The 1,898-nt window shown below is 74.1% G+C and carries 3 protein-coding genes; 2 read left to right on the forward strand and 1 reads right to left on the reverse strand.

The genetic code is table 11. The features are described from left to right. Positions 1-69: 69 nt before the first annotated feature. Positions 70-900, reverse strand: a complete 831-nt coding sequence (locus AB0O00_RS37480; RefSeq protein ID WP_363659165.1) for an SAM-dependent methyltransferase — start codon at positions 898-900, stop codon at positions 70-72. Between the two features lie 231 nt (positions 901-1,131). Here AB0O00_RS37480 and AB0O00_RS37485 point away from each other — a divergent pair, with 231 nt between their 5' ends. Continuing rightward, positions 1,132-1,491 carry a PRC-barrel domain-containing protein gene (locus AB0O00_RS37485; protein WP_363659166.1) on the forward strand — a complete coding sequence of 120 codons (360 nt, stop codon included), beginning with the start codon at positions 1,132-1,134 and terminating at the stop codon, positions 1,489-1,491. A gap of 126 nt (positions 1,492-1,617) precedes the next feature. Beyond that, a complete protein-coding gene (locus tag AB0O00_RS37490) occupies positions 1,618-1,884 on the forward strand; it encodes a metal-sensitive transcriptional regulator (protein ID WP_188303232.1) in 267 nt (88 codons plus the stop codon). The last annotated feature ends 14 nt before the right edge of the window (positions 1,885-1,898 follow it).

Here is a 1,898-nt window from a genome sequence, read left to right on the forward strand (position 1 = left end):
GGCTGAGGGCGACGAACCGGGACCACGAGGCCTACGACTTGCGAGTGCGCCATACCCGGACCCCCGCGCCTACGGCTTGCGGGCCACCGCGCCGTACATGCCCACCCGGTCGGCGCCGGGGCCCGGTGGCTGCTCGGGCCGCCAGAGGGGGACGGGGACCACGCCCGGGTCCAGCACCTCCAGCCCCTCCAGGAACGCGCCGACCTCCTCCCTGCTGCGCCCGACCAGCGGGGCCGCGGCCCGGTCGTAGATGCCGGTGACGCGGTCCCGGACGGCGGCCGGGATGAAGTCGGCGGTGCCGTGGGACAGAACCAGGTAGCTGCCGGACGGGAGCGCGTCGAGCAGCGTGGCGACGGCCCCGTACGGCTCGTCCTCGTCGCGCAGGAAGTGCAGGACGGCCGCGAGGACGAGCCCGACCGGCCGCCCGGGTTCGAGCAGGCCCGCGTCCTCGACGGCGGCGAGCAGTCCGGCCGGTTCGCGCAGGTCGGCCCGCAGCACGGCGGTCCGCCCGAGGCCGGTGCCGGCCAGCAGGGCGCGGGAGTGGCTGAGCACGACCGGGTCGTTGTCGACGTAGACGACTTTCGCGCCGGGCCGCACCGACCGGGCGATCTCGTGGGTGTTGCCCGCCGTCGGGATCCCGGTGCCGACGTCGAGGAAGCGGTCGACGCCGAGGGCGGCGACGCAGCGCACCGCCCGGGTCAGGAACGCCCGGTTGGCCCTGGCCGTGGAGCGGAACTCCGGGTTCGCCGCGAGCGCCTTCTCGGCGGCGGCCCGGTCGGCCGGAAAGTGGTCCTTCCCGCCGAGGTAGTAGTCGTACATCCGGGCCGGGTGCGGGACGTCCGGGCGGAGGTCGACCGGGACCCCCGGTTCGCCGGGTTCCCACATGCGCTCGTACCCCACCGCCGCCACCTCGTCCGTGGAAGATCAGCCCGTCGAAGATCAGATGATCCGGAGATGCCCCGTGGCGGCCAGCGTAGGGCCTCGCCCCCGCACCCCGTGGCTGTTGGTCACTTCACCCCCTTATGCCCTTGCTGTCACTCGCATGGGCGAGCGATTCGCTCGTAGGGCGCGCCCGGGGCTTCCGGCGGAGGATGGGAGTCCCGGGGGCGTCGACGGGAAGGCGGACGGGTCATGGCGATCGGCATGGCGGACATCCGGGAGTGGCGCGGCCAGGCGGTCGTGGACGAGAAGGGCGGCCGGATCGGCTCGCTGGAGTCCGTGTACGTGGAGACGTCCACCGACGAGCCGTTCTTCGCGACCGTGACGGTCGGCGTGATGGCCGGGCGCCGGCTGGTCTTCGTCCCGCTGGACGGGGCCGTGGTCGGGCCGGGCTACGTCAAGGTGGCGTTCCCGAAGAGCGTGGTCAAGCAGGCGCCCGCGATCGGCACGGACGACGTCCTGCCCGCCGTGGACGAGCCCGCCGTCTTCGCGCACTACGAGCTGCCGTACGCGACCGGCGCCGGCGGTGAGCGCCGACTGGCCCGGCGCTGAGGGCGCTGCGCGCGCCCCGGCGCCGAAGGCCCGCGAGCACCGTCCGGCCACGGCTGCCGCGGCAGGCTCGGATACCCCACCGGGTACACTGGTCAGTCGACAGCCGACGTGAAAGGTGGCCCGCACATGCAGGTGGACGAGGAGGCGGTCGGCGCGGTCCTGAACCGGCTGCGCCGCGCGCAGGGCCAGCTGGCCGGAGTGATCGCGATGATCGAGGCGGGCCGCGACTGCAAGGACGTCGTGACCCAGCTCGCCGCGGTGTCCAGAGCCCTCGACCGGGCCGGGTTCAAGATCGTCGCCAGTGGCATGCGCCAGTGCATGGCGGCGGCCGACGAGGACGCCGCGCCGATGAGCGAGGCGGAGCTGGAGAAGCTGTTCCTCGCCCTGGCCTGAGCCCGACGGCGACC

This window comes from Kitasatospora sp. NPDC093558 (assembly GCF_040683475.1).
Taxonomy (GTDB): Bacteria; Actinomycetota; Actinomycetes; order Streptomycetales; family Streptomycetaceae; genus Kitasatospora.